The 20,473-nt window shown below is 63.0% G+C and carries 19 protein-coding genes; 7 read left to right on the top strand and 12 right to left on the bottom strand.

The annotated features are described in order from the left end of the window. The first annotated feature begins 57 nt into the window (after nucleotides 1-57). A complete protein-coding gene (locus tag ACFQL3_RS11460; RefSeq protein WP_377054364.1) occupies nucleotides 58-483 on the top strand; it encodes an OsmC family protein in 426 nt (141 codons plus the stop codon). A gap of 139 nt (nucleotides 484-622) precedes the next feature. On the opposite strand, the gene ACFQL3_RS11465 is transcribed toward ACFQL3_RS11460, so the two are convergent. The 5 genes from ACFQL3_RS11465 to ACFQL3_RS11485 are packed head-to-tail and all read right to left on the bottom strand — an operon-like array spanning nucleotide 623 to nucleotide 8,055. After that, the gene (locus ACFQL3_RS11465; RefSeq protein ID WP_377054366.1) at nucleotides 623-1,705 is read right to left on the bottom strand and encodes an Mrp/NBP35 family ATP-binding protein; all 1,083 of its coding nucleotides are present in this window, start codon (nucleotides 1,703-1,705) and stop codon (nucleotides 623-625) included. Between the two features lie 12 nt (nucleotides 1,706-1,717). Then, nucleotides 1,718-2,488 (bottom strand): TorD/DmsD family molecular chaperone, encoded by a 771-nt coding sequence (locus tag ACFQL3_RS11470; RefSeq protein ID WP_417579698.1) that lies wholly within the window; start codon nucleotides 2,486-2,488, stop codon nucleotides 1,718-1,720. A 5-nt stretch (nucleotides 2,489-2,493) separates the two neighbouring features. Next, nucleotides 2,494-5,748 carry a molybdopterin-dependent oxidoreductase gene (locus tag ACFQL3_RS11475; RefSeq protein WP_377054368.1) on the bottom strand — a complete coding sequence of 1,085 codons (3,255 nt, stop codon included), beginning with the start codon at nucleotides 5,746-5,748 and terminating at the stop codon, nucleotides 2,494-2,496. Continuing rightward, nucleotides 5,745-7,016, bottom strand: coding sequence for an NrfD/PsrC family molybdoenzyme membrane anchor subunit (nrfD, locus tag ACFQL3_RS11480; RefSeq protein ID WP_377054370.1), 1,272 nt, complete (start codon nucleotides 7,014-7,016; stop codon nucleotides 5,745-5,747). The genes ACFQL3_RS11475 and nrfD overlap by 4 nt, the downstream gene beginning before the upstream one ends. A gap of 4 nt (nucleotides 7,017-7,020) precedes the next feature. Next, nucleotides 7,021-8,055 carry a 4Fe-4S dicluster domain-containing protein gene (locus ACFQL3_RS11485; protein ID WP_377054372.1) on the bottom strand — a complete coding sequence of 345 codons (1,035 nt, stop codon included), beginning with the start codon at nucleotides 8,053-8,055 and terminating at the stop codon, nucleotides 7,021-7,023. 344 nt (nucleotides 8,056-8,399) lie between these two features. Between ACFQL3_RS11485 and ACFQL3_RS11490 the strand changes: the two genes are divergently transcribed. After that, nucleotides 8,400-10,259 carry a bacterio-opsin activator domain-containing protein gene (locus ACFQL3_RS11490; protein WP_377054374.1) on the top strand — a complete coding sequence of 620 codons (1,860 nt, stop codon included), beginning with the start codon at nucleotides 8,400-8,402 and terminating at the stop codon, nucleotides 10,257-10,259. 61 nt (nucleotides 10,260-10,320) lie between these two features. Further along, a complete protein-coding gene (locus tag ACFQL3_RS11495; RefSeq protein ID WP_377054376.1) occupies nucleotides 10,321-11,118 on the top strand; it encodes a ZIP family metal transporter in 798 nt (265 codons plus the stop codon). On the opposite strand, the gene ACFQL3_RS11500 is transcribed toward ACFQL3_RS11495, so the two are convergent. From ACFQL3_RS11500 to ACFQL3_RS11510, 3 genes are all read right to left on the bottom strand, one after another. After that, the gene (locus ACFQL3_RS11500) at nucleotides 11,115-11,576 is read right to left on the bottom strand and encodes a YeeE/YedE family protein (protein ID WP_377054378.1); all 462 of its coding nucleotides are present in this window, start codon (nucleotides 11,574-11,576) and stop codon (nucleotides 11,115-11,117) included. The two genes, ACFQL3_RS11495 and ACFQL3_RS11500, sit on opposite strands and share 4 nt — an antisense overlap. A gap of 120 nt (nucleotides 11,577-11,696) precedes the next feature. After that, on the bottom strand, nucleotides 11,697-12,254 hold the full coding sequence (locus ACFQL3_RS11505) for a YeeE/YedE family protein (RefSeq protein ID WP_377054380.1): 558 nt from the start codon (nucleotides 12,252-12,254) through the stop codon (nucleotides 11,697-11,699). 6 nt (nucleotides 12,255-12,260) lie between these two features. After that, on the bottom strand, nucleotides 12,261-13,454 hold the full coding sequence (locus tag ACFQL3_RS11510) for an MBL fold metallo-hydrolase (RefSeq protein WP_377054382.1): 1,194 nt from the start codon (nucleotides 13,452-13,454) through the stop codon (nucleotides 12,261-12,263). A 239-nt stretch (nucleotides 13,455-13,693) separates the two neighbouring features. Here ACFQL3_RS11510 and ACFQL3_RS11515 point away from each other — a divergent pair, with 239 nt between their 5' ends. The 3 genes from ACFQL3_RS11515 to ACFQL3_RS11525 are packed head-to-tail and all read left to right on the top strand — an operon-like array spanning nucleotide 13,694 to nucleotide 14,753. Continuing rightward, a complete protein-coding gene (locus tag ACFQL3_RS11515) occupies nucleotides 13,694-13,939 on the top strand; it encodes a sulfurtransferase TusA family protein (RefSeq protein WP_377054384.1) in 246 nt (81 codons plus the stop codon). Further along, nucleotides 13,936-14,520 (top strand): DsrE/DsrF/DrsH-like family protein, encoded by a 585-nt coding sequence (locus tag ACFQL3_RS11520; RefSeq protein WP_377054386.1) that lies wholly within the window; start codon nucleotides 13,936-13,938, stop codon nucleotides 14,518-14,520. The genes ACFQL3_RS11515 and ACFQL3_RS11520 overlap by 4 nt, the downstream gene beginning before the upstream one ends. Before the next feature lie 2 nt (nucleotides 14,521-14,522). Further along, nucleotides 14,523-14,753 (top strand): HalOD1 output domain-containing protein, encoded by a 231-nt coding sequence (locus ACFQL3_RS11525; protein WP_377054388.1) that lies wholly within the window; start codon nucleotides 14,523-14,525, stop codon nucleotides 14,751-14,753. A 3-nt stretch (nucleotides 14,754-14,756) separates the two neighbouring features. On the opposite strand, the gene ACFQL3_RS11530 is transcribed toward ACFQL3_RS11525, so the two are convergent. From ACFQL3_RS11530 to ACFQL3_RS11545, 4 genes are all read right to left on the bottom strand, one after another. Continuing rightward, nucleotides 14,757-15,203, bottom strand: a complete 447-nt coding sequence (locus tag ACFQL3_RS11530; RefSeq protein WP_377054390.1) for a universal stress protein — start codon at nucleotides 15,201-15,203, stop codon at nucleotides 14,757-14,759. 114 nt (nucleotides 15,204-15,317) lie between these two features. Next, entirely contained in the window at nucleotides 15,318-16,820 is a 1,503-nt protein-coding gene (locus ACFQL3_RS11535) for a DUF790 family protein (protein WP_377054392.1), read from the bottom strand. A 60-nt stretch (nucleotides 16,821-16,880) separates the two neighbouring features. Next, on the bottom strand, nucleotides 16,881-17,762 hold the full coding sequence (locus ACFQL3_RS11540; protein ID WP_377054394.1) for an alpha/beta fold hydrolase: 882 nt from the start codon (nucleotides 17,760-17,762) through the stop codon (nucleotides 16,881-16,883). Between the two features lie 55 nt (nucleotides 17,763-17,817). Next, nucleotides 17,818-19,164, bottom strand: coding sequence for a DEAD/DEAH box helicase (locus ACFQL3_RS11545; RefSeq protein WP_377054395.1), 1,347 nt, complete (start codon nucleotides 19,162-19,164; stop codon nucleotides 17,818-17,820). A 102-nt stretch (nucleotides 19,165-19,266) separates the two neighbouring features. Here ACFQL3_RS11545 and grpE point away from each other — a divergent pair, with 102 nt between their 5' ends. Next, entirely contained in the window at nucleotides 19,267-20,403 is a 1,137-nt protein-coding gene (grpE, locus tag ACFQL3_RS11550; protein ID WP_377054397.1) for a nucleotide exchange factor GrpE, read from the top strand. Nucleotides 20,404-20,473: the final 70 nt, after the last annotated feature.

Here is a 20,473-nt window from a genome sequence, read left to right on the forward strand (position 1 = left end):
GAATTGTGTAATTCGGACAAGACTTAAGCCACAGACGGTTGAACAACCAGTAGATCGATGACAGACTCAAACGAGCTATCCACGTACAAACTGACCGGCACACGAATGAGCCCAAAGCGGATCGAAGTAGACACCGGCGACGCCGAGTTCGTCGTCGGGAAGGACGTCAACCCCGTCGAGTACTTCCTCGGTTCGATCATCGGCTGTCTGAACTCGACCGGGACGATGGTCGCCCGGGACATGGATATCGACATCGAGGAGATGACCGTCGAACTCGAAGGCGGCGTCGACTACTCAACCTATCGCGGCGAGGAATCCGACGCCCGCCCCGGCCTGCAAGATCTCGACGTCACGGTCTCTGTCGTCTCGGATGCCGATCAGGCGACGCTCGACGAGTGGATGGCCGCGATCGAGGAGCGCTGTCCCATCACCGACAACGTCGTCAACGAGACGCCGATAGACGTCGCCGTCGAATCAGCCTGATCGGGGGCTCGAAACCGCTGTGGCTCCTCTTCTCGCCGTCTACCAGCGCCGACGATACCGAACCGACGACTGTGTCCCGCGGGGAGAACGACCAGAGGCAGCGCCGCGAGCGCATCGTCACTGCCCGCCGTCTGCAGGCTCAGTCACCGGCCCCAGTAGCCGACTGCTGTCGGTGATGGCGGCGCAAGACACCGACTTTGTTGGCCACGGTTGCTGCCAGATCCCGAAACGCCGCCGCAGTCTCGCCGGTGTCCTGACGAACGATCGGTTCACCGGTATCTGAACCGGCCCGGATCGCCGGATCGAGCGGGAGCGAGCCGAGATATGGGACGTCGACCGCGTCGGCGAGTTCCCGACCGCCGTCGTCGCCGAAGATGTCGTGGGTGTCTCCGCAGTTCGGACAGGCGAATCCGCTCATGTTCTCGACCACGCCCAACACGTTGGCCTCGTACTCGGCGAACATCTCGACGCCGCGACGGGTATCGTCGACAGCAACCGACTGGGGCGTCGTAACGACGACCGTTCCCGTGATGGGGAGATGCTGGAGCACGGTCAGTTGTACGTCGCCCGTCCCCGGCGGAAGGTCGACGACGAGATAGTCGAGCGATCCCCACGAGACGTCGGTAAAGAGGTCGGTAAGCGTGTTCTGGGCGACCGGACCGCGCCAGACCACCGGATCGTCGTCGTCGATCATCAGGCCGACGCTCATCAGTTCGAGTCCGTGGGCAGTCGGCGGTTCGATCCGGTCTTCACCGTCGACGGTCGTCGCCGTGGGATCCGTGTCGACGCCGAGCATCCGCGGGACGTTCGGCCCGTACACGTCCGCATCGAACAGTCCGACGTTCGCACCGCGGTCGGACAGTCCGGCCGCGATGTTGACCGCGACGGTACTCTTGCCGACGCCGCCCTTTCCGGATGCGACGGCGATCACGTTTCTGACGCCCGGCAAGACCGACGACTCCGCCTCGTCGAAGAGGGGGACGTTGGCCGAGAGCGCTGCGTCGAGCCCTGCCTCGTCGACGACCGCTCGAATGCTGTCCGCGATGGCGGACTCGTCCGGCGCGTGCGGTGCGCCGAGTGCCAGTTCGATGGACGCGGTTTCGTCCTCGATGGAGAGGTTTCTGAGGAGTCCAGCGCTGACGATGTCTGTGTCGAGCGCCGGATCTTCGACGGTTCGGAGGCGATCACGCAGGTCGGCTTCGGAGATATCAGTGGATGTCATTGAACTGTTGGATTACGAGGGTGTTTCGGATGTCTGTCGGTCGGTCTGGACGCCCTCCTGGGCGTCCCACGCGGTGAACGTCCGGGCGAGACGAGTGATCGCGGCGAAGACGCCTTCGGCCGAGTCACGGGTCGCGACGGCCTCCTCGAACTGATCGAGCCACCCCAGTCGTGAGAGCGTCTGCTGCTGGAGTTCACGGACGGCGTCGAGGCTGGCGTCGTCGCGCTCATGCCCGTCCTCGACGAGCGTCGCTTCGCGCTCACAGAGCGCTCGCATGAACTCGAAGTAGGCGGAGAGGTGGTCCGGAATGTCGCCGCCACGCTCGGGCTGGAAGTCGACGGCTGCGTACAACTGCGCCATCTCGGCGGCCGGGTCGCCGAGGAGTTCACCCGCCTCGCCGGCGGTATGATGGCGTGAGTCGGACTCGAACTCCTCGCTCGGGTCGGTCGCGTGGGCCGACGCGAACGGGGGAACGTAGTGACTCCCCGGCACGACGAACAGGTTGTCGTAGCCGATGGCTAGCGAGTCGGCGTCGTGGTCGTTCCCGCGCAGGTCGGCCGTCTCGATGTCGACCGGGAACACGTCGGCGACGGCCGCGAACGTCTCCTGTTCGAGCGCGGTCGCGGTCGTCTCCGTCTCGCCGTCGAACGTCGCGGCCAGCAGGCCGTACAGGCGAGCGCGTGCCGTCGCCATGGCGGGAGCGTCCGGGTCGTCAGCTACCGTCGAATCGTCGGCCGCCAGCGGTGACTCACTGCCGTCGTCGATATCGGTGCTTTCGGGCATCCGAATCACCGCTGCTCCACTTCGACAAAGGCGTCGTACTGCGCGTTGCTCCCGCCCACGAGATCCGAGAGCCCGGTATCACCGAGTTCCTCGTCTAACGGCTGGAGATGGTTGATCGCGAAGCCGGCGTCACGGCCTTTCGCGTATCCGGCCTCCTCGACCATCGGTTCGTCGAACTGGTAGGAGCTGTGACCGTCGGCCTCTGCCGGCGACCGCGTTTCGCCGTCGACCGTTTCGGCCGTCGCCCCGTCACCGGTCCGACCCCAGCCCCACATCGCACCGACAACGCCGGGCCGAATACCGCCCGTGACCATTGCCATTCCTTCGACAGTCTTGCGGCCGGCGTCGATGACGATATCGTCGCCGTTCTCGATGCCGCGCTCGTCGGCGTCCTGCGAGTTGATCCACAGCGGGTTCTCGGGACGCGTCTCGCGCAGCCACGGACTGTTCTGTGTCCGGTGCATTCCCTGTGTTCGCGGCTTCCAGTTGATCAACTGTAGCGGTCGATCGCTCTCCTCGTCGCCGCTGACGGCGGCCTGCACGTCACCGTTGTAGTGTTTCACGTCGTCGACTTTCGGTAGCGGATCGAAGCGATCGCCGGTGAAGGAGTGTTTCCCCGTCGCCACGGCGTCGCTGTAGAAGTTCACCCGCGAACCGAGTTTGTACCGCATGTGCTCGCCGTCGTAGGCGTTCGTGTCGTCACGACGGCCGGCGTAGTCGTAGTCGTGGCCGTATTCCTCGAACGCACTGGCGTAGTCCTCGGTCGGTTCCTCGAACCGACCGCCGCGGTTCAACACGGTGACGACCTTCGCCCACTCCTCGTCGGTGACCGCCTGCTGCCAGCGCCCGAGGTCGAACGCCTCACCGAGGCCCTTCTCGTGGCTCTCACGGAACACCCGTCGTTCGTCCGGGGTGGCGTCCGAAACCGGGTCGCGGGAGTAGCCGATGTTGGCCGCCAGTTTGAGGTAGAAGTCCTCGGCCTGATGGAGCGGCCACAGGTCGCCGTCGGCGTCCGGGATCGATTCCTCGCCGACGCCGGGCAGGTCAAGCTTCTTCCACATGTCGATGAGCACGTCCTCGAACGGCCGGGCGTCCGGGACGACCGAGATTGCGGGCTGGCTGATCTTCTCGTCGGCCAGTCGCTTGTTCGGGTAGGTTCCGAAGTTCTCCCAGCGTTCGAGATACGTCGGCTCCGGCAGGATGTAATCGGCGTGCTTGCTGGTCTCGCCGATCACCGTATCCGAGGCGACGACCAGCGGGATGGTGTCGGTGTCCTGCAGGATCGGCGGGATCTGGTCGCCGCCGGCGACGGCCATCACGTGGTTGTTCGAGTACGGCCGGATGAACAGCGCGTTGATGCCGTATGGGTACTCGTCGGCCGCACTGCCGTAGATTTCCTGGGTGGCCTGTGCCGGTGCCGCGGGGAACCAGGGCCGTTTAGCAGGGTAGCCGTCGTCACGGTCGAACAGCGTGGTGTCCTCGTAGTTGATACCGCCACGGGTCAGGGGGATACCCCACGGCGAGTAGCCGTCCGGCACCTGGCCCAGCTGGTACCGGCCGGACATCGTGTCGTAGCCGGCGTAGGGGGTGATCTGCCCGCCCTTCCAGTCGTAGTTGCCGATGAGATGCTGGAGCGTTGCGATGGCCCGCGTGTTGTGGAAGCCGTTCGTATGTTTCGCCGGGCCGCGGTAGGCCATAATGGCCGCCCGCTTCCCGTGGCTGGTGAACTCGTCAGCGACCTCCGCGACCCGTTCGGTCGACACGCCGGCCATCTCGGCGTACTCTTCGAGGGTGTGCTCGTAGACGCGGTCGCGGTACTGGCTCCAGACGCTCTCGACACTGGCACCGTTCACTGTCACATCCGCATCGAGCACGGCGGTCTCGACTTCGCTGGCGGGCCTGGCTTCGCCGGACTCGGCGTCGACGACCACGAAGTCGTCGGCAGTCTCGGCATCGGCTGCCACGAGGCCGAGGTCGGCGGCACTCGCCTTTGGGGCACCTTCCTCGTCGACGAGGATAAGATGGGTCGCGTCGCTCCAGGTCGGTTCGTTGTCGGACTGTGCGGCGCCCTCAGAGGGGTTTTGGAGGTAGGTCAGATCGTGGCGGTCGTGTTCGAGGATCCATCGGGCCATCCCGAGTGCCAGAGCGCCGTCGGCACCTGGCTCGACGGGAACCCAGGTATCGGCCTTCTCGGCTGTCTTCGAGAGCCGCGGATCGACCACGTCCATCCGTGTGCCGGCTTCGATGGCGTTCGTCAGTTTCGGGGCGAGCCACGTCGGTCCCTTGTTGGCGACCAGCGGGTTCGTCCCCCACACCAGAATATACTCGGCCTCTTCGATGTCGGGGTACTGGCGTTTCTTCTTGCTGTTGTACGACCGGACGTTGCCCATCACACTGGAGAACCCACAGGTCCCCGCGTGGTGGAAACTGTTGACCGAACCAAGACCCTGCTTCCAGAGTCGCTTGCGGATAAAGTTGCGCCGGAAGCCGCCCACATCGATGATCTGGTTGGCTTTCGGCCCGAGGTCGGGGTGGTCGGTGTCGATGAGGCTGTGGTCCCACTTCTCGTCGAAGTCGGCTTTCGCCATCTCGTCGTTCTTGACGGCCTCCCAGTCGCTCATGACCTCGTCTTGAGGGGCGTGTGACCACATCTCTCGTACTCCGGGGTGGCCGAGGTCGTCGTCGCCCTCGACGATCTCCTCGACGGCCTGCTCCCACGAGATCGTCTTCCACTCTCCGGAACCGCGCGGGCCGACGCGTTTCATCGGCTCGCGGACGCGGTAGCTGTCGAAGGCCGTCTGGATGCCGGCCTGTCCTTTCAGGCAGATCCGCCCGCCGGACAGCGACCACCGGTCTTCGTCGACATCGCCGCTCCCCTCGACGTCGCCCATCGCCACGTCCTCGGGGTCGCTTCCGTAGGGAACCTGCGAGAACGGCTGCGTGTTGAGGAACGAGTACGGGTTCCCGGCAAGCTTCCGGACCAGTGAACTGTACTCGCCGGTGCCGCTCCCGTCCGCGAGTTGCACCTTGATCGGACAGAACGTGTTACACTGGCCGCAGGTCGTATGGATCACGTCGCTCGCACCGTACTCGCCGTACTCGTCGCCGACGTAGTGGTGCTCGTCGTCCGTCCACAGGTCATCTATATCTACGTTCACCGCAGCGTTGCTGGCTGCTGCGACGAGGCCGATACTCCCGGCTGCCTTGAAGAAGTCACGCCGTGAAACCTGGGCGCGGTCTTCCGAATCGTTGGTACTCATTCGTGGTCACCTCCAGAAAGCGGCGTCAGCGGAAGCAGCTCCGCACCGAGCGTGAAGAGCAGGAAGCCGACGCCGATAATGCCGATGCTCGTTCCCCACTCGACGAGTGTGGGGAAGTACGATCCGTGTGGTAAGCCCTCCATCACGGGGATAATCTGTGCCGGGATAACGATGTTGAACCGTACCGCCACGATTCCGATGACGGAGCTCAACCCTGCGAGCACCATCACTGACGGGGTTCGACGCCAGGATCGGTTGCTGAGCAGGACCATGGGGAACACCCAGCTAGCGCCGACCATGAACCACCAGAACGACCACGACATCTCGCCGAACAGGACGACGAGCCATGTCTCCACCTCGTGTGGATGAAGACTCGCGAATGCGATCAGTGCCTCGATGGCCGTGAGGGCGGCGTCGATAATGATGAAGCCCATCAACAGCTTTGCGAGTTGGTCGAGCAGGTCGGGATCGACGGCTTCGCCGTCGAACAGTCGCGTTCGGAGCACGTAGATAATCATCACCAGCGCCGTCCCGCTCAACAGCGCCGAGATGATGAAGATCACGGGGAAGAGTCCGCTGTTCCAGTACGGACGGGCCTTCGAGACTGCAAACAGCACACCCGTTCCGCCGTGCACCATGAAGATGGCGAGCGGGATGCCGACGATGCCGGCGCGCTTGAGCCATCGCTGGTCGAAGGCTTTCGAGGCCTCGCTCGTGTCGACTCGCCCGAGCGCGAGCAGTCTATACAGCACACCCCGAGCCCCGCCGAACCTGGTCGCGAGTCGGGCGAGATCGACCCGCATCGAGAAGTAGAGCTCCGTGACGAGAATCCCGATGTACGCCACGTAGGCGTGGACCTCCCACGAGAGCGCCGACGTGAGTTGGCGCCAGAAGAACGGGAAGTACATCCGGTCCATCCGCCCGAGATCGATCCAGACAAAGAGCAACGCTACGGCCATGCTGATGATGGCCACGAACAGCGCGTCCCGATCGATCCGGTGCATCATGCCGATCTCGAAGACGTTCGCCAGCGTGCTCACGAGAAACGCGCCCGCGGAGAGACCGACAAAGTAGATGTAGAACGCGACCCACGCGCCCCACGGTACGATACTCGTGAGGTTCGTGCTCGCCATTCCCTGTGTGATACGCAGATACGTCGCGTAGGCACCACCAGTAAGCAGGACGCCGATAAAGACGTACCAGGCGATTCGTAGTCGGCTGTCTTCGAAGCCTGGAGCGAAATCGAAGTTTGAACTTTCTGTTGCCATCGTGCTATTTGAGGTAGTAGACGTTGGGGTCGGTCCCCTCCTCTTCTTTCAGTTGGAACGCCCGTGACGAGTCGGCCATTTCCGCGACATCGCTGTCGGGGTTGTCCAGGTCGCCCATATTGCGGGCGTCCCCGATACAGGTCTCGACGCAGGCCGGCTCTTCGCCGCGCTCCAGCCGGTGCGTACAGAAACTGCACTTGCGGATGTTACCGATCGGTGATTCGCCCTCTTCACGTGCTCCTCTGTCGACGCCGTACTCCGGGCTCGTCAGTTCGCCCGCTTCATCGACCTCGTCGTCGTAGTTCTCGCCGAAGTCAAAGTACCGCGCGCCGTACGGACAGGCGATATTGCAGTATCGACAGCCAATACACCGGTCGTAATCGATGTTGACGACGCCGTCGTCCATCTTGTACGTCGCCGAGACCGGACATACCTGAACACAGGGTGGGTTATCACACTGCATGCACGGACGAGGCACGTTTGTCCGCGTCACGTTCGGGAACTCGCCGTGTTCCTCTTCCATCACGACGTTGTACGAGACGCCCGGAGGAGTCCGGTTTTCGGCCTTGCAGGCGACGGTACACGAGTCACAACCGACGCACTTCTGCAGGTCGATCACCATGCCCCACTTCTCGTCGCCCTCGCCGATTCCCCCGTCCGACTCGTCGCCGTTGACCTGCGCTGATTGCTTCGAGACGGTGTCCATCGACCCAACGGAACAGCTCAGCGATTCAGCGGTTTCCGTCGAAATAGTCTGATCGCCTGCGTCGACCGCGGGGTTCGGTGTCTCATGATACGCCGTGCCGAACTCCTGGGCTGCGGCCTCGTCGTACTTGTCCCAGTACTCGTCGCCGGTGAGTTCACCGCGTGCGACGGCCTGTGCGTCCTCGGCCATTGCGATCCCGAGGTCGGTGTCGGCGTCGACGTCCGCGAGTTCCTCGCGTGGGTCGACACGCTCGTTTTCCACCATCTGGTTCAGATCTGTTTTCTCCACGTTCGGGATCCCCGGGAGCGTCTCTCCCTCGTCTACGCCACTCATTGCCACCACCCGTGGCCGGCTGCCACACTATCAGCAGTCCGGGTCAATATCGACCGGTTAGTTTTGGGGTTCATACACGTAGAGGTACGCAGACACCGATGGAAAGAACAGTACCAATACAGATTGACCCGGGTAGTGACTGATTATACACCCCATATCGGGGATGCCAATACTGTTTGGGTTGGGAGTGTCAGACGTCGAATCGGGGCGTGTCGCGCTGCGGGCCAGAGACCACAGATATTTATTCAGGAGGCCGGCACACCCTTTATAATGAACGTGTCACCAAGAGATACCCGGACAATCAACGGGCTACGTCCGAGCGATAGTCGGACACGGAGACACAGATGAACTGGATCATCCTCCTATCGATCGGACTGCGCCTGTTCGGTGTCGGCTACTCGGTTCTGCTGCTCTCTCGTAGCCGCGACCGTCGATTTGGCTTTCTGACGCTTCTACTGTCTTTCATGACGCTTCGGCAGATCCTCACGGTACAGACCGCCAGTACCGGTCTCGAAGAACTCCCGGGCCTCATCGTGAGCGTCCTCGCTATCCTGACAGTGTACTACCTCGCGGAATACGTCGAGGGCGAGGAAGCCATCAAAACACAGCTACAGACGGCCAACGACCGCCTGCGTGGCTATCGGAAAGCTATCGAACATGCTGGGCACGCGATCTTTCTTACCGATCCGGACGGCACCATCGAGTACGCGAATCCGGCCGTCGAATCGGTTACGGGGTACGAACCGGACGAAGTGCTCGGAGAGAACCCGCGGCTCTGGCAGTCCGGAACACACGACGAGGAGTTCTACGCGGACCTGTGGGAGCAGATCGAATCCGGCTCCGTCTGGGAGGGTGAACTCACCAACCGACGGAAGTCGGGGGAGCTCTGCTGGGTCGATACAACGATCGCCCCCATCACCGACGACGGAGAGGTGGAGCGCTACGTCGCGGTCGAGCGCGATGTTACCGAACGAAAGGAACGCGAGATCCGTATTGAAGACCAGAACGAGCGCCTGACCCTACTGAACAACACGAACGGGGTCCTCCGCGACGTCAACCGCGAACTGGTGGCCGCGTCGACCCGCGACGAGATCGAACGGGCGGTGTGCGAGCAGTTCGTTCGCGCCGACCTCTTCGATGCCGCGTGGATCGGCAACCGGGGGCTCGTCGACGGGACGATCAGTCCACGGGCGTGGGCCGGCACCGACGTGGATACACTCGACGACCACATCGAGAGGCTGTGTGCGTCGACGCCAACGCCGGTCGAGACCGCACTCGACAGTCAGGAACCGGTTTTCACCACCACCGAGAGCGACCTGCTGGAAACGACAGCAAAGACCCAGAGCGTCGTGGTGCCGCTCGCCTATCGCGGCGCGGAGTACGGTGTCCTCGTCGTAGAGACCAGTGATACGGAGGCGTTCGACCTGATCAAGCACGATATCTTCGCGGAACTCGGCCGGACGGTCGCGGACGCGATCAGCGCCGTCGAAAGCAAGCAGACACTCGCCTCCGACAGCGTGACCGAACTCGAGTTCCAGTTGAACGCTATCGACGATCCGCTCGCGACGCTGGCAGCCGAACTAGACTGTACGGTTGCCGTAGAACAGATCGTGGGTGATGGCGACGGCGACCGTATCCAGTATGTCACTGTCACTGGCACCACACCGGAAACCGTCACCGCCTATGCGGCCGAGGCCGATCACATTAGCTCGGTCCAGCACGTATACACGCACGACGACTGTGCGCTGTTCCGACTGATGATCGATGATCGGTCCATCGTCGCAACGCTGGCCCAGTATGGTGCCAGCGTCGAGTCGTTTTCTATCTCCGGTACAGATGGTGGCCAGCTAGTCGCACAGGTCAGCAGTTCGAACGACATCCGAACTGTCGTCGACGCACTCCAGACGACATACGACGATCTGACACTGGTCGCACAGCGCGAGCGCGAGCGAGACGTTCAGACTGAAGCGGCGTTCCGGAAACAGCTAGCCTCGACCCTGACAGATCGGCAACGAGAAGCGGCCCAGACTGCGTACTTTTCCGGCTTCTTCGACTGGCCCCGTGAACACAGCGGCGAGGAGGTCGCATCGATGATGGACATCTCACAGACGACGTTCACACAGCATCTCCGGGCCGCCGAGAAGAAACTCTTCTCCGAGTTGTTCGACGAGACGATGCCGAATCGGTTGGATCGACCGCTCTGACCGAGCGTTCACGTCGGTTCCGCTGCCGATTTATACTGTCAGTCCGACAGGTAACGTGTCAATGGCCCTCGTAGAAAACCTCGTGTTGGTATTTGTCGCCGGGTTCATCACCGCGCTGGCGACGGGTCTCGGCGCTATCCCGTTTTTCTTCTTCGACGATATTAGCGACCGATACAACGTCGTTCTCTGGGGCCTGGCCTCCGGGATCATGGTGTCGGCGTCGCTGTTCGGACTCATCGAAGAGGGACTCAGGGAGGGGACCCCACTGGAAATCATCGCAGGGATGGGCGTCGGCGTCCTGCTCGTCATCGTCGCACACGACGTGCTCGTGGACGCGGAAATCGATCCCCAGGAGTACGAGGAAGCGGACTTCAAAAAGCTCGTGCTCATCCTCGGGATCTTGACGGTCCACAGTTTCCCCGAGGGCGTTGCTGTCGGCGTCTCCTTTGCCGACCTCGGCCTCGAAGGCGGCCTGCAGATCCTCGGCTTTACCGTCCCGCTGCTGGCGGTCTTCATGACCATCGCCATCTCGATTCACAACATCCCGGAGGGGACGGCCATCTCCATCCCGCTCCGATCGATGGGCATCTCGGAGTGGAAGATGGTCTGGTGGGCGGTCTTTTCCAGTCTGCCACAGCCGATCGGGGCCGTCATCGCGTTCGCGTTCGTCCGCTACGCGCGGCAGTTCCTCCCCTTCGGCTTTGGCTTCGCCGCCGGTGCGATGATCTATCTCGTTCTGACGGAGTTCATTCCGGAGGCGCTGGATCTGGGATCGGAGTTTCAGTACGGCGGAAAAGTCGAACTCGGAACCGGTATCGTCATCGGGGTCCTCGTGATGATCCCCCTCGCGTTCATTTAATCTGCACCGGTCGCGACTCCGTCGGTGTCGGCGCTCTGACTGCGCCAGACACCCTGCAGGTACGCGCCGACGAACATGCCGGCGAGCGCCCAGAGGATCGTCACGTTGCCGACGCCGAGGCTGGCGTAGGCCGCGCCGGGACAGATCCCCGAGAGGCCCCAGCCGACGCCGAATATCGAGCCGCCGATCAGGACGTTCCGATCGAACGACTTCAGCCGCCGACCGTAGCTGTCGCCGGTCAGCGGTGCGCTGTCGAGCAGTCGCGGGATGATCGCAAAGCCGAGTCCGGTGACGATAGCGGCCCCGAACATCACGAAGATCAGGCCGAAGTCCTCGAACTGGAGGAAGTTCAACACGACCTCCGGTTGGGCCATATGACTGAAACCGAGGCCGAAGCCGAAGATCAGGCCACCGACGTAGATCAGCGGCATGAACAGCGGGTGGCGGGCACTACTCACGGCTCGTCACCTCGCCGTTCGCAATTCCGAGACCCTCTCTGTGGTCGGCTCTCGCGTCTCCCGACTCGTCACCTCGCCGTTCGCAATTCCGAGACCCGCGCTTCGCTTGGGTCTCGCTCACTACGGGCTCACCCCCAGCGCCATCACTAGCTGAGCGGTCCCGATCGCAACGAGCATGAACGTCGCCACGCCGATGATCGACGTTTTCGAGGCCGAACCGACGCCACAGACGCCGTGACCGGAGGTACAGCCCTTCCCGATGCGGGTGCCGACCCCGACGAAGATACCGCCGAGGAACAGCCGCCACGGCTGGACGTCGGTGAGCCAGACCGTCACACCGCCGATCTCTCGGAGCGTGCCGGTCGTCCCCGGCGTGTACAACGAACTCGTGACGAGTCCGGACTGGAACGTGAGCGCGTAGACTGCCGCCCCGGAGATGATCCCGAGGGTGAAGACGATCCGCCAGTCCCGCGAGCGCCGATACTGCTGGAATCGGGATTGATCCGAGACGTACGACAGCGTTGATTCGAGGAAGGTGCTCGCGCCGGCGCTGATCCCGGTCCCGAGGTAGATGACGAGCGCGCCGAGGCCAACGAACAGGCCACCGACGGCGTAGCGACTGATCCCCTCCGGGAACGGTGTTTCGAGCAGTGCCGGAGCGACGAGTTCGGTTACCATCCCCGATCAGTCATCCGCCAGCGATTCCTGGCTAGCGGCGCAGTTGTTCGGGCCGAGTTCTAGCTCGAAGGCTTCCTCGTCGTTGGCCTCCTGCTGGCCGAGGTTGGTGGCGATGATGTCCTCGTAGTTAGAGGGGCGGGGCGGCATGTCCGAAAGGATCAGCTCGATGAACTCGTCTTCGTCCATCGTCAGCGCGTCCATCTCGTCGACGAGTTGGCCGATCGGCGCGGTGTAGGTGCCGTCCTCGGTTGGCTCCGCCGCATCGCTGAAGTGCGCGCCACCGATGTGCGTCTCGTCGGGCAGCGTGAGAACACGCTCCTGAAGCGACTCGTAGAGCTGGCTCGCGGCTTCGGGTGCGCCCTCGTCGCCCTCTTCGAGGTCCGGCCGCGCGACGCTCTCGATGAACAGGCCGTCGCCGGTCGCGAGCAGCGAGTCGTCGATCAGGTACGAAGTCATTCCGGAGGTGTGGCCGGGCGTGTAGACCGTCTCGATGGTCACGTCGCCGACCTCGAACTCGTCACCGTCCGCGGCGAGAGTCATGTCGTCGGCGTAGGTGATGCCCCGCTCGACTGCTGACTCGGGGATGACGCCCTCGACGCCTTCGTCAGCCAGATTCCTGACGCCCGAGATGTGGTCCGCGTGCACGTGCGTGTCGATGGCGTACTGAAGTTCGACGCCCAACTCCTCGGCGTCCTCCAGATACCGGTCGGTGAACTCGCGAAGCGGGTCGATCACGGCGGCTTCGCCGTTGTCGTAGACGAAGTAGCCGAGACAGCCACTGGAGGGGCGCTGATACTGCAGGAGCGTCCCCGCACCGTCGTAGTCGGTGACTTCGACGGCCTCGTAGACGCGCGCCCAGCCGTTCATTCCGTTGTTGAGGTGGTCGACGTCGTATCCGAGTTCTTTCAGCGATCCCGCGACGTACTCGCTTGCGCCGCCCTTGGCACACAGAACGGTCAGCTCGCGGTCGTCCGGAATCTGATCGAGCACGTCCTCGGGAATCTCGTCGTCGAGGAAGTGGAAGTACGGGATGTTGATCGATTCGACGTTCTCGCCGTCGATCCGCCATTCCTCGTACTCGCTCGTCATACGCGCGTCGAGGAGGGTGACTGACTCGCCCGCGTCGATCTGTGCTTTCAACTCAGTGGGGTCGACCGATTCGACTTCGACGTCCGGCGTTGGAAAGTCCATGTCGTCCATGTTGTACACCGTAGAATATTGGGTGGTTCCTCATAAGGGTTTGCATAGTAGTGCAGTTACTATACAATATGAGAATCTGCGGTTTTTGCTCAAGAGGACTTCTACGCTAGGATACGCCATCTCACTCCATAATTCCATAGCCTTGGAATAGCGGCTGTTCATATCGCATACAATTACCGGAGCTTTTATATCCATCTGTCTGATATTGTGTAATAGCTCCAATACAGAGCAGATCAACTATGAGTTCACAATACGATATCGCCGAGACGCTCGACGTGAAAGGAGAGTCCTGCCCGATGCCGGTCGTCAAGACCAAACAGGCCATCGACGGCCTCGCCGAGGGGGAGGTCCTCGAGGTCCTCGCGACGGACTCCGGTAGCATGAGCGACATCGAGGGCTGGGCAGAGGGAACGCCGGGTGTCGAACTGCTCGAACAGGTCGAGGCCGACGACGTGTACAAACACTACGTGAAACAGACTGCATGAGTACCGACAGCACCACACCGTCCGGTGACGAGACGACACCCGATCCCGCGGAGATGGAAGCCCTTCGCGAGCGCGTCGGCGAGCTAGAGGAGTCTCTGGCCGACCTCGACGAGGGCGACGATACGAAGCAGATGACAATCGTCTCCACCAAAGGGACGCTGGACATGGCGTACCCGCCGCTGATTCTGGCGAGTACGGCCGCAGCCTTCGGCTGGGACGTCGTCGTCTTCCATACGTTCTGGGGACTCGACATCCTCCACGAGGAGAAATCGGAAGACCTCAAACTGAGCGCGGTCGGCAACCCGAGCATGCCGATGCCGAACGCAGTCGCCGCCCTCCCCGGGATGGACGCGATGGCGACGCGTATGATGCGCAACAAGATCGACGAGAACGGCACCGCGACGATCAAAGAGTTGATCGATCTCTCGCTCGAACAGGGCGTCGATCTGCAGGCCTGTCAGATGACGATCGAGCTGATGGATTACGACGATGACGACTTCTACGACGGCGTGACCACTGGCGTTGGCGCTGCAACCGCGCTTCAGCACATGTCCGAATCGGACGTGCAGCTCATGATCTAGCGGTGTCCGGCAAGCCCCCGAGCATCCGCATCATCGAAGCCGTGGCTGATCGCGAGGGAACCCGGCCGAGCGATCTATCACCCCCACTCGCCACCGCGATTGATCCGGACGCCCTGAACCAACTGTTCGAGAACACCCGCACCGACGAATCGTCGCGACATTGCTCGGTGTCGTTCGTGTACTGCGGCCACGAAGTGAGTCTCTATTCTGACGGACGGGTCGCAATCGAGTAACGATTACTCCGCGTGGCGAACGATGTGAATATCGTAGTGCGGGTCCTCCGAAATCGGATTGCCGACGCTGGTCAGCGGCGTCGAGACACGGCCGGCGTTTTCGCTACCGATGAAGATGATAGAGGCTTCTAGTTCTGCCGCTACCTGGCGGATCGTTCGCGTGATATCGGTCGTGATCGTCGCGCGGTAATCCGTCTCTGCGGTCTCCTCGCAGCGGAAGGTGGCGTCGGGAGCGACGTCCTCCTGTTGATGACGGATACGCGTACAGATCATCTCCGCGTCGAACGCTTCATCAGGCGCTAGCCAGCCACGGTCTCGTGCGAACTCGGGGTCCGGAGGGATGACCGCGAGCGCGACGACTTCCTCGTCGGTGAACTCGCCGAACTCTCGGGCGCGTTCCAGCGCGGCCGTGGAGAGGTCGGACCCATCGAACGGAACCAGCAGTACCATAGCGGGATGCTATGTGGCTCATCAGTTAACGGTTCCGGGTGTTGTGAACGCGCTCCCGTCGACAGTAGTCGCAGAATACTTCGTTCAGTACAGCTGAGCCTCGGGAACGGTCGATTACTGCTCGCGAACCGTCCCGCCGCTTAGCCCCTCCCACTCGACGCGGTAGCCGAGACGCGAGAGGGCGGTGCTCGCGTCGTCGATGCCCGCCTCGGTGATCCGTTCCTCGGCATCAGCGAAGTCCATCCCGGCGTCAAGTCGGGTCGCCAGTGCGTCGAGCACCGCCGGACGCACCAGCGTCCGTCCGATACGTTCGTGCTCGGGGAACGATTGCTCCTCGATAGCGCTCACGCTCACGCCGTGGCGGTCGGCCAGTTCGTCGAGCGTGAGGGCGTCAGCCTCGGGAACGAGTTCGTCGGGCAGGTCGGCCGCGCTGGCCGATTCGAGGTCCGTCTCGTACCGGCGTAGAGCGTCGCGGACGTCCTTGATCCGTACCGTTCCGGAGTAGGGAATCGCCCGGTGGTCGCGGGCCTCGATCTCCTCGCCCGCGCCGAGACTCTCGTCGACGGCGACCAGCAGTTCGACGTCCTCGACGCTATCGAGTTTCGAGAGTTTGGTCTCGACGTACTCCGGCGTCCAAAAGCCCATGATCTCGAAGAAGATGCGGAAGTCTGCGAAGCGGTAGTCGAAGGCGAAGTCGGGGATCATCACGCTCGCCCCGGCGGCCAGTGGCTCCGGCTCCCGGACGAGCTCCCAGTCCAGATCCAGCGCCTCGAACCGGGCGGCGAAGTCGGCCTCGACGCCGCTGTCGTAGCGGTCCTCAACGAGTGGTTCGACGCCCGGCACGCGCACTGGATCGTCGTCCGAGAGGCGGAGTTCGCGCTCGGTGCCGCGGTCGTCGATAGTCGCCGAGAGATGCCACTCGTCGGTCTTCGCGACGCTCCGGAGCAATCGTGCGAACTGGGTGCCGTACCGCCGCGTCGCTCGAAAGAGCCCGGTCGGGCCGGTGACGACCAACTCTCGTCCCTCGCCCGTCTTTCGCACCTCGTAAAGCAGGCCGAGTCGCTTCACTGCAGAGACGAGGCCCTTCGGATCTGACGACCGGACCCGGATCTCCGTCGCATCGAACAGCGCGGTCTGGGCGAGCGAGAGGTTGTACTGTGTGATCAGCCCATCGGGGTCCCAGCGGGCGTCGAACGACGTGAGCACCTGCCTGTCGTCGAGGTCGGCAAACAGCGAGGTTTCGAGGTCGTCAGTCGGAACTGCGAGACCGGTCGACGCTTGCTCGATAGCCTCCGCACGCTCTTCCGGCCGGACGACGCCCACGGATTCTGCGGTCTCGAAGGCGCTCCGTCGCGCCCGCTCCGGGTCCACTGGCGCTTGCGTCTCGAAGGTCGCATCGTGCTCTAGCAGTTTGGCGACCCCCCGAACGAGTTTGAAATCCTCCGCATCGCGTTCCAGTGTAGTGAGTGCATCCTCGAGTTCGCCGGCCGTGTGACCGACGTGGCCCTGATAGGTGCCGAGTAGTTTCGCCGCCAGCGGGCGGTGCTCCCGTCTGGCAAACTGTGGATGGTAGCCCCCACCGGCCCGGGAGACGCGGAGCAGTTCCTTCGTCAGCACGATGCGGGCTACGGTGGGTGGCGATAAAAACCCATTCGAGACGGCGTTCTCTCGCGTCGATCACTGACCGTACCGGACCAGAAACTCCATCGCTCGCTCGTTGAACGCGGTGGTTTGCTCGCGCTGGGGCCAGTGCCCACACTCCGGGCGGATTTCGAGGCTGGCTTCGGGGATCCGGTCCGCCGCTCGGCGCGACCACCTGACCGGGAAGATGGGGTCCTCGGTGCCGTGGACGAGCAGAGTCGGGACCTCCAGATCCTCAAGCCGATCCGAGAAGTCGGTCCGGAAACCGCCCCGTTCGACTTCACATGCTCGCCAGCGCCGGTATGCCCGCCCCGCATCCGGCCGCTGCAGGAGGCGGTAGAACTCGTCGACGACCGACCGGGACAGCGTATCCGGGTCGTGGACAATCCCCGAAAGGGCGAGTTTTGCAAGCCGACGGTTTCGTTTGAGGAGCGAGATCGATAGCTCGTTCAGTTTCGGAAGCCGCGACAGGACGTACGTAAGATAGCCGTTGGGGAGCTGTCGACCGAGTCCGTGACTGTCGACGAGAACGAGACTCTTGACGCGAGACTGGTTATGTAACGCGTATCGGAGCGCAATCCCGCCCCCCATCGAGACGCCGACGAGACTGATCGAGGAAAGGTTCAGGGCGTCGAGGAAGTCCCCGAGAACCTCGGTATGATATGCTGTCGTGTACTCCGCGTCCGGACGGCTACTGCTACCGTAGCCCGGCAGGTCGAGTGCGATAACTCGTTGATCGTCGGCGAACGGGGCAATCGAGCCGCCCCACGAGAGCGTGGCGGCATCGATGATGCCGCCGTGAAGTAACACGACCGGAGTTGCGCCGCTACCGGCCGTAACGTAGTGGAGGTGCCGCCCGCCAACGTCGATCCACATATCGAGCGGTTCGAGTGCGTCAGTGTGCTCCGTAGCCATCATGTTAACTAACCACATGTGATCGGAAATAGCTAACCGCCCAGGCGGGGCTGAACCGTCACCGCCGGCGGTTCGACACGCCCTCTTCGGCGGTGTCACGGGCAACGACTTCGTACAGGAGGGCGCGGTCGGTCTCCTCGCTCGGACGGAGGATCCGGCCGAGTCGCTGCGTGAACTCGCGTTCGCTCCCGCTCCCCGAGAGGACGACCGCGACGCTGGCGTCGGGGACGTCGATTCCCTCGTCCAGCACGTTCGACGTGACGACGCGTGTGTACTCGCCCGCGCGGAACCGATCGAGAATCTCCCGGCGCTCACTCGTCGAGGTTCGGTGCGTGATCGGCGGGATCAGGAACCGGTCGGCGATCCGATAGGCGAAGTCGTTGTGGGCGGTGAAGACGATGGTGCGCTCGCCGCGATGGCGGTCGAGGATGTCGGCGAGGGCGTCGACCTTGGCATCGCTACTCATCATGATCTCGCGGGCACGTTGCTTCGCGAGGAGCGCGTCTCTGGCCTCGGGGTCGCGTCCCGACCGCTTGACGAGTTCCTGATAATCGCTTCCGCTGCGTAACTGGATGTTCGAGCGCGCGAGGTAGTCGGTGAACGTTCCCTGTTGCTCGTCGTACTCCGCGCGCTCCTCGTCAGTGAGGGAGACAGAGCGGCGCTTGACCTCGTAGGCGGAGAGATGTTCGCCAGCCAGATCGTCCGGTACCAGCGAGTAAACGACCTCTCCGACCAGTTCCTCGACGACCTCGTGGGCGTCGTCCGGTCGCTCGAAGGTCGCCGTGAGACCGAGTCGAGCGGGTGCGGCGAGCAACCGGGCGATCTGTCGGAACCCCTCGCCGCCCAGGTGGTGGACCTCGTCGAACACCACCAGGCCGAACCGGTCCCCGAGCGCGGCGGCCCGGAGATACGCCGAGTCGTAGGTAGCAATCGTCAGCGGGCCGACCTGCTGGACGCCGCCGCCGAGCTGTCCGAGGTCGATATCGTTGCCGAACTCCTCGTCCAGTTCGGCACGCCACTGTTCGAGCAGGTCGATGGTCGGAACGACGACGAGCGTCGGCGTCGACAGCGCCGCGATGGCGGCGACGCCGATGACGGTCTTGCCGCTCCCGGTCGGGAGTTCGAGGACGCCACGGCGGTCGGCGGCCTGCCAGGCGTCGAGCGCGTCGCGCTGGTACTCGCGGAGCTGATAGCTCGATGTGAGCGACGGCACGGACTGGAGATCCAGCACGTCGTCCACGACCTCCTCGCTTCGCTTGTCGAGGGCGTCACGGAGGGTCGCGTACCGATGGGCTGGTGCACGATAGCTCTCCGAGCGCGGATCGAACTCGACGTCCGGCAGGTCGCCGACGTCCTCGCCGGTGAGCCGAAGCGTCCCGTCCTCGAAACTGAGCCTCGTCGTCACGTCACTGCGTAGGGGCGGGGAACGGAAAAACGGTTCCGGAGACACCCCTTGCCGCGAGCGGTTTCCTGAACGCTTATACTTGCCGGACGGCTTGTACCGGGCATGACCGAAGACGAGGGAGCCGAGGCCGAAGCGCCGGACCCGGATGCGGACATCGATATGGAGATCCGCGAGGACTTGGTCGCACAGGTCGCAGAACGCGATCCGGAGCTAGGCCAGGAAGTGAAATCACTGGCCGAGATCGCAATCGAACTCAACGGCGCGGTCGCCGACCTCGAAGAGACCCTCGAGGCGGTACGGGACGATCTAGCGGAGACCGAATCCGAACTCGAAACGGTGCAGTCGGAGCTCGAAGAACGGGACGCGAAAATCGAGACGCTTGAGGAGAAACTCCAGAAGAAACAGGCGGAGTTCCAGAACTACAAGAAACGTCAGGAACGGGAGAAAGAGCGGATCAAAGAGCGAGCGGCCGAAGACGTCGTCGAGCGACTCGTCGAGGTCCGGGACAACCTGCTCCGGGCGGTCGACCAGGACCACGACGACGTCGAGAGTATCCGCGAGGGCGTCGAGATGACGCTCAAGAGCTTCGATCGGATCCTCGAAGACGAGAACGTCGCGCCGGTCGAACCGGAAGCGGGTGCGGAGGTCGACCCCAACAAACACGAGGTGATGATGCGCGTCGACAGCGACGAACCGGAGGGGACAGTCGCGGATCTGTACCGTCCCGGCTACGAGATCGCGGACAAACTGCTCCAGTCGGCCCAGGTCACCGTCAGCACGGGTGTAGCCCCGGTCGAGGAAAGCGAGGACGACGAGGAGGAGGCCGACGCGGACACCGAGGCCGGCGAAGAGGTCCCTGAAGAGAGCGAAGGTGAGGACGAGGCCATCGAAGACGTCGAGGTTGACGCGGACAGCGGAGAGGAGGACGACGAAGAGGTCGAAGCGACCGTAGACGAAGATGAAGACGCTGAAGCCGTCGAGGCGGTCGCGGACGAAAGTGAGGCCGAACCTGAAACTGAGGAGTCCAGCGAGGATGCTGCCGAAGTCGACGACAGGGAGGACGAGGAGGCCGAGGATGCCGAAGCCGAACCCGACGAGGAAAAGGCTGATAACGACCAAGTCGAAGAAGACGATACTGAAGCCGAGGACACTGACGAAGCGGAGGAGGAAGGAGACGGCGACGAGAAACCGGAAGACGAACACGAACGGGACGCGGACGTCGCGGCGAACGAGGAGTAGTTCGGGACCCTCGAACCAAACGTGTTTGATCGAGAGAATACCACGGTCTCTGATTAAAAGCACCGCTACA

The organism is Natronoarchaeum sp. GCM10025321 (assembly GCF_042663585.1).
Taxonomy (GTDB): Archaea; Halobacteriota; Halobacteria; order Halobacteriales; family Natronoarchaeaceae; genus Natranaeroarchaeum.

Coding starts and splice junctions, on each gene's coding strand:
- ACFQL3_RS11460 (WP_377054364.1), top strand. CDS start 58: ATGACAGACTCAAACGAGCTATCCACGTACAAACTGACCGGCACACGA.
- ACFQL3_RS11465 (WP_377054366.1), bottom strand. CDS start 1,705: ATGACATCCACTGATATCTCCGAAGCCGACCTGCGTGATCGCCTCCGA.
- ACFQL3_RS11470 (WP_417579698.1), bottom strand. CDS start 2,488: ATGCCCGAAAGCACCGATATCGACGACGGCAGTGAGTCACCGCTGGCG.
- ACFQL3_RS11475 (WP_377054368.1), bottom strand. CDS start 5,748: ATGAGTACCAACGATTCGGAAGACCGCGCCCAGGTTTCACGGCGTGAC.
- nrfD (WP_377054370.1), bottom strand. CDS start 7,016: ATGGCAACAGAAAGTTCAAACTTCGATTTCGCTCCAGGCTTCGAAGAC.
- ACFQL3_RS11485 (WP_377054372.1), bottom strand. CDS start 8,055: ATGAGTGGCGTAGACGAGGGAGAGACGCTCCCGGGGATCCCGAACGTG.
- ACFQL3_RS11490 (WP_377054374.1), top strand. CDS start 8,400: ATGAACTGGATCATCCTCCTATCGATCGGACTGCGCCTGTTCGGTGTC.
- ACFQL3_RS11495 (WP_377054376.1), top strand. CDS start 10,321: ATGGCCCTCGTAGAAAACCTCGTGTTGGTATTTGTCGCCGGGTTCATC.
- ACFQL3_RS11505 (WP_377054380.1), bottom strand. CDS start 12,254: ATGGTAACCGAACTCGTCGCTCCGGCACTGCTCGAAACACCGTTCCCG.
- ACFQL3_RS11510 (WP_377054382.1), bottom strand. CDS start 13,454: ATGGACGACATGGACTTTCCAACGCCGGACGTCGAAGTCGAATCGGTC.
- ACFQL3_RS11515 (WP_377054384.1), top strand. CDS start 13,694: ATGAGTTCACAATACGATATCGCCGAGACGCTCGACGTGAAAGGAGAG.
- ACFQL3_RS11520 (WP_377054386.1), top strand. CDS start 13,936: ATGAGTACCGACAGCACCACACCGTCCGGTGACGAGACGACACCCGAT.
- ACFQL3_RS11530 (WP_377054390.1), bottom strand. CDS start 15,203: ATGGTACTGCTGGTTCCGTTCGATGGGTCCGACCTCTCCACGGCCGCG.
- ACFQL3_RS11540 (WP_377054394.1), bottom strand. CDS start 17,762: ATGATGGCTACGGAGCACACTGACGCACTCGAACCGCTCGATATGTGG.
- grpE (WP_377054397.1), top strand. CDS start 19,267: ATGACCGAAGACGAGGGAGCCGAGGCCGAAGCGCCGGACCCGGATGCG.